Origin of the sequence: Maritimibacter dapengensis, assembly GCF_019218265.1 — a bacterium.
Lineage (GTDB): Bacteria > Pseudomonadota > Alphaproteobacteria > Rhodobacterales > Rhodobacteraceae > Maritimibacter > Maritimibacter dapengensis.
The window spans coordinates 20033-27473 of sequence record NZ_JAHUZE010000010.1 but is presented as its reverse complement, the minus strand read 5'-3'; the positions used below and the strand labels follow the sequence as shown (position 1 = coordinate 27473).

Here is a 7441-nt window from a genome sequence, read left to right as displayed (position 1 = left end):
GCTAATAAAGGGTACAGTATGGCAATTAACGGTACAATATGAAAATTAAGGGTACATCGTGCCGCTGAAAACAAACGATAATTTTAAAGGCAATTCTGATTAATGAGGGTACAGTGACAGGAGCGCGCTATCTCGCGGCACAGCTCAACACCTTTGATGGCAACATCATCAACGCGCTTGCGGCCTATAACGCCGGCCCGGGTCGCGTGATCGAATACGGTGGTGTGCCGCCCTTCAAGGAAACCCGGCACTACGTCACGGTCATCCCGGAGCGCTACAACCTCTACCTGGCGCGGATCGGCGGGATCGAAGCGCTTGGTACGATCGACCCTGCCCTCCTGGCCAATGCCAATCTCTCGCTCACCGGCCATGGCGCCGCCTTCTATGGCAACAACGCGCCCGCCGCGATCCAGCAAGCCGCGCTGCGCATCCAGGACATCGTCACCCGCGTCGGCAGCACGTCGGATGTTCAGGAGAGCATGGCGCTCAACACCTATGCCCGCTCAGAGCTGGTCCGTCTGATAGCTGCGCGCATTCGACTGAAGGCAGCGCGCACACAGCCCCTCACCGCGGCCCAGCTCGCCCAAGCCGCCGCCCACATGGCCGAGGGCAATTACATGGAATTCACATTGGAGGATTTGGATTGATGTTTTGGTCACGTCGTTTCCCGCAGTTTCTGCGCAGTGCGTCACTTGTCAGCACCATCGCGATTGGCAGCTGTTTCTTCACCAGCACTCCGGGCCAGGCCCAGGGTGTGCCGGTCGTCGACACCCAGAACATCACCCAGAATATCCAGCAGCTTCGGCAGATGATCGAAGATGAAATCCTGCAGAACGAGCAGCTCACGCAACTTCGCGAACAGCTGGCCACACTCAGGGATCAACTCGCGGAGCTGCAACGCACCTATGAGGCGCTGACACGCCTCGCCGAGCTACCCGAGATTATCCGAACTCAGATGGAAGAGGAGCTGAACGGTCTCCTTGATCGGGAGTTCGGGGACATCATCGCAACCATCGAAGCAATCAAGACCGGCGACTTCTCCAGGCTCACAGGCTCCGGGGCCAGCAAGATCGAAACCCAGATGGACCGGGTGCTGGCCGATCTCGGCTTCGATGATGATACGCTCCGCGAGATGGCCACCAGCGGCAATGCAAGCGCCAACCGTATCGCGACGCAGGCGACCACCGGCGCCCTGGTCTCGGCCGCGGCCCAGAACAGCTACGACGATGCCGGGCAATCACTCGAGCGCGTTGATCGGCTCGTGGGCCTCATCGACGACATGGATGAGCTCAAGGAAAGCGTCGATCTCAACACCCGCGTCACGGCAGAGCTGGCCATCGCGCTTGTGGCCATGTGGCAGCTTGAAGCGGTGCAGACGGTGGGCGATGGCACCGGCGGTGTGATCGACGCCGCCACCATCGCCGAGGAGCAGCGCTTCATGGAGTTCACCCTCCCCACCCTACGTGCGGACTAATTCGAAACGTCAAAAGGATGACGAGTTTGGACGAAGAAACGGCCATCATCGAAGAAGAACTGGTCTACGGCGCCCTGCGCCGGGAACGGCTCTGGCAACGCCTCGGACTCCTGGGGCTGATCTTCGGCATCCTTGGCTGCCTCGGTGCTGCCGCGGTTGCGATCCTCGATGTGGATCCGCCACCCGTCGTCGTGCCCTACGATCCCAACACCGGCTTTGCTCTGCCCGAGGCCTCAGTTGGCGCCACCACCGTCACGGAAAACCAGGCCATCATCGAGGCGGAGGTCTTCCGCTATGTGACCGATCGTGAGGTCTATAACCAGCTCGACAATGATGTGCGCATCAGAAGCGTGCTGCGACGCTCGGACGGAGCCGCGCAGGCCTCTTTGCGCCAAATCTGGAACTCGGCGAACGCGCAATACCCGCCGACCGTCTATGGACCGAACGCAAGGCTTGAGGTCGAGATCCTCAGCATCAATCGGATCGGCAACAACCGGGCGAGCGTTCGGTTGCGCAAACGCCTGACCTCCATCAATGGCGTTCAGGCTGGGCTGTTCACGGCGACGATGCTCTTCGAGTTCCGCCCCGAGACCCGCCGCACCATCGATGAGGTCTGGACCAACCCCTTTGGATTTACCGTCATCGAGTATTCGATCCGCTCGGACAGATTGGAGAACTGAATTTGCGCCCCTTGAGTTTCATTCTAGTACTGGCGGTTCTTGTCCCCACTCTTGCCTTAGCCGAAGCTATTCCGCGCGGCGGCCCAAAGGACCGGCGCGTGCGGATCGCAACCTACCAGGAGGGACAGGTCTACCGGCTCAGCGTTTCGTTGACCCATGTCACCACCATCGAGTTTGGCGAGGGTGAAAGCATCCGGTCGATCATCGCTGGCGATACGGAAGGCTTCGAGATCGACGGCGTGCCGGGCGGGCGGGCCTTCGCCATCAAGCCGCTGGCCCGCGGTGTGCACACCAACGTCACGGTCTACACCAATCGCCGCAGCTACTATTTCAACGTGAATGAGGCCTCGAGCCCGACCTTCTACGTGGTCCAGTTCCGCTACCCTCAGGACAACCGCCGGGCGGCGGGTGCGATCGCACGTGCGGCGCCGAACTACAATTACGGCGCCAGTGCGCGTTCCGAGTTCACCCCGACGCGGATCTGGGATGACGGGACCTTCACCTATTTTGCCTTCCCGCGAAACGCACCGGTGCCCGGCATCTTCCGCTATGCGAACGGCCGTGAGCGCACGGTGAACACCGCCGTCGTGGAAGATGGCGCCATCCGAGTCTCCGGCGTGAGCCGCCAATGGGTGCTGCGGCTCGGCGAGGAAGTGGTTTGCATCGAAGCGACGACACCCTCGGGAGCGGGCTCATGAGCGACAATAACGCCGATCTTGAACAGCGCCTCGCCGCCTTGGAACAGGGCAACCCACGTCATGGGCCCGTTCAGAGGCGTCGATCGCCACTGCTCGCACTCCTCATTGTTGGATTGATCCTCGCCGGTGGTGCGCTGCTCTACCTCGTGTCAACGCCCGAGGAAGAGATCGCCCTGCCAACGGCGACGCCAGACGAGTTCCAATCCGAAGGGGATGGCTTTGGCGAGATCGAACCCTTTGTCCCACCCCCTGCCCCCGAACCGGAAATTGTCGTGGTTACGCCCGACCCGGTCGAACCCAATGCCGAGCTGCTTGCCCAGATCAAAGCCCTCCAGACCCAGATCGAGGAACTGAAGACCGCGCCGGAACCCGTGGTCGAGGAAGACACGGCTGCCGCAGATGCCATCGATGCGCTGACCGCGCAGATCGCGGCCTTGCAGGCGGCGTCAGAGGGAGCACAGGAACAATTCCGAGAGGAGCTTGCCGCCCGCGACCGGGCGATGCAGCAGTTGCGTACGGACCTGGAACTGGCTCGACTCGAGGCCAGCAAACCAACCCCTGCCCCGCTGGGCCCCTCTGAGGATGAGCTTCGTGCCCGGGAGGCGGAGCGTTTAGCCCGCGAAGAAGAAGCTCGGCGCATGGCGGAACTGCAGCGCCGCGCGGATGAGGAACGTGCCTTCCAGGAACGTCGGATTGCTTCGCCGGTTATTGCATTTGGAGGAACTGGCGGTGCCAATACCGGCGAGACGGCACTTTCCGAGCGCAGCTTTGGCGAAGTGACGGATTTCGTGCAGAATGGTGCACTGCCCAGCACCGTGACCCAGGCCGAGGTGATCGCCAACCCCTCGAACACCGTCATCCAGGGCACGATGATCCAGGCCGTGATGGAAACCGCCCTCGACAGCTCCCTGCCCGGCCAAACCCGTGCCATCATCTCCGAAGATGTCTTCAGCTTTGATGGCACGCGGCTGCTGATCCCGCGCGGCTCGCGTCTCATCGGCCGTTACCGGTCCGGCATCGAGATATCGCAGCGCCGCGTCACCATCGCCTGGGACCGAATTATCCTGCCTGACAATCAATCCATCCAGATCAGTGCTTTCGGGGGCGATGAATTGGGCCGGTCCGGCGTGACCGGATTTGTCGACACACGCTTTGCCCAACGCTTCGGCTCGGCCGCGCTCATCTCGATCATCTCCGCAGCCCCAAGCGCTGCCGCAGCCCAGGTCGAAAATGAAACCACAGCCGAAGTGCTCGAGGACGTTGGCGATGATCTGGCTGATGCCACCGATTCCGTGATCGGCGAATACCTCTCCATCGGCCCGGTCATCCATATCGATCAGGGTGCGCGCGTCACCGTCATGGTAGATCGTGATCTGGAGATCTTCTGACCCATGACGCTCTCCTATCTCCAGGCCTCGCTCGACAAGCTGCGGGATGCCGCCCGCGATGATGTGATCGAGATTTGCATCAATCCCGACGGCACCTGCTGGGGAGAATTCCAAGGCGACCATTTCATGCGAGTGTTGGACCAACGCCTTTCCGCCACAGAAGTCAAAGACCTCGGCAACCAGATCGCGTCCTCTGCCAGCACGACCATGAGCAAGGACAAACCCATCGTCTCGGTCTCGATCACCTATCGCGACCGGCCCATCCGCGCCCAGGTGGTGACGCCACCCGCCGTGCTTTCGGGCATGTCAATCTCGCTGCGCTTCTTCTCGAGCCTGCCGCTGGATCGGATTGAACTGAAGTTCCTCTACGGCGAGGAGCGCAAGCTCGAAGAGTTGCGACAGGAGAAGAACCGCGCTCTACGGGAAGTGGTGACCGCGGAAGACATCAACGATGCGCTGAAATTCTGCGTCGACAACAAGCTCAACATGATCGTCTCCGGTGGCACCTCAACCGGCAAGACCGTCGCCGCGCGCAAGATCCTGTCCCATGTTGGCGACGAGGAGCGGATCGTTACCATCGAGGAGGCCGCCGAACTTCTGCCCTCCCAACCAAATGCGGTCACCCTGATCGCCAATCGCGATGCGGAGTTCCAGACCGCCGATGTGCTTCTGACGGCAACCCTTCGCATGCGGCCCGACCGGATCATCCTCGGCGAGGTGCGCGGCAAGGAGGCCATGACCTTCCTCGAGGCCATCAACACCGGTCACGGCGGCTCGATGACCACGCTTCATGCCGAGACGCCGCAACTCGCCGTGCAGCGCCTGGCCATTGCCGCGCTCAAGACCGAGATCCCAATGACCTACCAGGACATGGTCCAATACATCGAAAGCTCGATCGACGTGATCATTCAGGCTGGTCGCGAAGATGGCGCACGCGGCATCACCGAATTCTATCTCCCCGGGACCAACACAAGCGGAGGCACCATCAATGAAGCAGTTTGAATACGACATCCTGTTCTTCGAAGTGAGGAAACAGAAGGACTTTGGCGAGATGCGCCGCATCCTGAACGAACGAGGTGCGGAAGGCTGGGAGGTCATCACGGCTGAGGCGGGTGACTACGGCTACACGACCTTCGTGAAACGCGAGATCACCGAGACGTCGAAATGAGGAAGGTCATCACCGTTGCATGTTTGCTGGGGCTTTGTTACGCGACACCCGGAACGGCCGAGCGCAACCTGATCCCTACGCTCGACAACCAACCCGATGTTTGCTCGGAACAGCCCCTCGAGCCGGAGTGGATGCAAAACATCGAAATGCGGGAGTCCTACAAGCGTCTCCTGGTTCAGCAAATCTACCGGGCAGAAAGCATGCAACGCATTGTTGATGCGCAGAGCTGCGAATGCGCCACACGCTATCCGCCCTGGGAGGCGGTCGAAGGCGTCTTCTTCGAGCGCTACGCGGCTTCAGAGTATTGGGATGTCGTCGAGGCAACATCGGAATACCGCAAGCGGGCAAACGAACTTCGGCGTGAGGCAATGCCGATTTGTGAAGCCGAAGGCAACTGGTAACCGTTCATGAGCGTCGTCACCTACTTCGTAGAAACAGCTGAAGGCTATCTTGACACGGCCGCAGAGACACAATTCGGCGCAGTGGCCGCGACAGTTGGCACATTGCTGGTTGTCGGAACGACGCTTGTGGTCATCCTGGTCTGCATCAATATGATCTATCAGTACCGCGCCATGGATGGGCGCACTGCCTTCTGGTTGGCCGTGAAACTCGCCTTGATAGGTGTGTTTGCTACGAATTGGGTTCAGTTCAATGGGCTCGCTTCAGCCATTCTGAGCGGTATCGACAGTATCGCGGGATCGCTGGTCGCCTCCGTCGGTGGCGGCGCTCCGGGGCCTTCAGGAACCTTCGCCGAAGAATTCGATGACCTCATCGCGGCACTTGGCGACTATCTCAATGCCGCAGGGTCCGAACTGAATTGGATGGCGGGAGCACTCTTGGACACGCTCGGGGTCCTGCTACTTTCAATCCTCGGCGGCTTGGCTGCATTTATCGTCGTCGCGTCACGGTTGATGGTCGCGCTCCTGATTGGGATCGCGCCCGTCATGATCTTCCTTACCCTCTTCGAGGTGACCAAGGACTATTTCGCACGCTGGCTATCGGCACTCATCTCCTTCGCAATGTACCCGATCATCGTGGCGGGTGTCTTCGCAACGATCACCGGGGTTTCAAGGGCCCTACTCGCAGAACTCGGCGATCCCGAGGGCGCTTCAAACATAGGGGCGCTCATCCCGTTCTTCATGATGGTGCTCATGGCCAAAGGCTTCATCATCGCGACACCTTTTATCGTCCGATCCGTCTCCGGCAACATCATGATGCCGGCGCTTTCAGCCGGATTTGGCGGGAGCTACGCCTTCGCCCGTGGGCTTGCCGGGAGCCAGCAGGTCTACAACCGATATGCCATTGGCGGCGCGACGGGTGCAGAGTATGCGGCGCTAAGGGCAAGACAATTCTTGGGAGTTCAATCGCTGCCGGCGCGTCCGAACTCTGCTGGAGGTCCGACTCCACCCCCTTCCAACACCTCCTCCGACACTGGTACCCAGATGCTGGCGCAACTCGCAAGGCTCGGACGGCTGGGGCGTCGATAGTCAATGTCTGGGCTCAGTCGGCGCGCCGACATTCGCTGCTCCGCACGTGAATTTGCACGATGCGAACTTTACCGCCGTTGCCCATCCGGGAGTTCGCTGACGCAGCATTCCCTTGCAGGTGCGGCACATCCATCGCCGCGTTGTAGCCAATTTCGCCAAAGCGGTTACTACAAGCCAATCTACGGTGCGAATTTCAAACCGCCCTTTCGCCATAACCGGGACCGATCATCGTAAAGTGGGACGGAGCCGCCATTTGTCTATAGGTTTGTGCCTGCGCAAAAACAGACCTCCCGCAACAAGCACTTTACGGCGGCACAGTGTGTTTGCCCGAAACGGACGCCAAACCCTGTTGTGAAATGCTTTTTACAAGCTGATTTTTGTTACAAACCGTGGTGACTGGAAAGACGCAGGACGTTCCCGATTTCCTAGCGCAAACCACGAACAGCAGCTATCTTCTCATCCGAGATCTGGCTAACTTCGTGACGAATTCAGCTCTATTAGCCGAACGTGACGATCCCTATTCGAAACTCGGCAGTTGGAGGGTTG

8 protein-coding genes and 1 pseudogene are annotated in these 7441 nt (G+C 60.1%); all 9 read left to right on the top strand.

Annotated elements, in window-relative coordinates; translation table 11 throughout:
• Positions 1 to 119: 119 nt before the first annotated feature.
• Positions 120 to 647: pseudogene (locus KJP28_RS19740) on the top strand (lytic transglycosylase domain-containing protein); the annotation flags it as partial.
• Entirely contained in the window at positions 647 to 1474 is an 828-nt protein-coding gene (locus KJP28_RS19735) for a type IV secretion system protein (RefSeq protein WP_071974212.1), read from the top strand. The pseudogene KJP28_RS19740 and the gene KJP28_RS19735, both read left to right, overlap by 1 nt.
• Positions 1475 to 1491: 17 nt before the next feature.
• Positions 1492 to 2154: a VirB8 family type IV secretion system protein gene (locus KJP28_RS19730; protein ID WP_071974211.1), complete on the top strand. Its 663-nt coding sequence runs from the start codon at positions 1492 to 1494 to the stop codon at positions 2152 to 2154.
• Positions 2151 to 2852: a TrbG/VirB9 family P-type conjugative transfer protein gene (locus KJP28_RS19725; RefSeq protein ID WP_071974210.1), complete on the top strand. Its 702-nt coding sequence runs from the start codon at positions 2151 to 2153 to the stop codon at positions 2850 to 2852. Before KJP28_RS19730 ends, KJP28_RS19725 begins: the two co-directional genes overlap by 4 nt.
• Positions 2849 to 4240 (top strand): TraB/TrbI/VirB10 family type IV secretion system protein, encoded by a 1392-nt coding sequence (locus KJP28_RS19720; RefSeq protein WP_071974209.1) that lies wholly within the window; start codon positions 2849 to 2851, stop codon positions 4238 to 4240. The genes KJP28_RS19725 and KJP28_RS19720 overlap by 4 nt, the downstream gene beginning before the upstream one ends.
• A gap of 3 nt (positions 4241 to 4243) precedes the next feature.
• Positions 4244 to 5242: an ATPase, T2SS/T4P/T4SS family gene (locus KJP28_RS19715; protein WP_071974208.1), complete on the top strand. Its 999-nt coding sequence runs from the start codon at positions 4244 to 4246 to the stop codon at positions 5240 to 5242.
• Positions 5229 to 5408, top strand: coding sequence for a hypothetical protein (locus KJP28_RS19710; protein ID WP_071974207.1), 180 nt, complete (start codon positions 5229 to 5231; stop codon positions 5406 to 5408). Before KJP28_RS19715 ends, KJP28_RS19710 begins: the two co-directional genes overlap by 14 nt.
• Positions 5405 to 5809, top strand: coding sequence for a hypothetical protein (locus KJP28_RS19705; protein ID WP_071974206.1), 405 nt, complete (start codon positions 5405 to 5407; stop codon positions 5807 to 5809). Before KJP28_RS19710 ends, KJP28_RS19705 begins: the two co-directional genes overlap by 4 nt.
• Before the next feature lie 6 nt (positions 5810 to 5815).
• Entirely contained in the window at positions 5816 to 6895 is a 1080-nt protein-coding gene (locus tag KJP28_RS19700; RefSeq protein WP_071974205.1) for a TrbL/VirB6 family protein, read from the top strand.
• Positions 6896 to 7441: the final 546 nt, after the last annotated feature.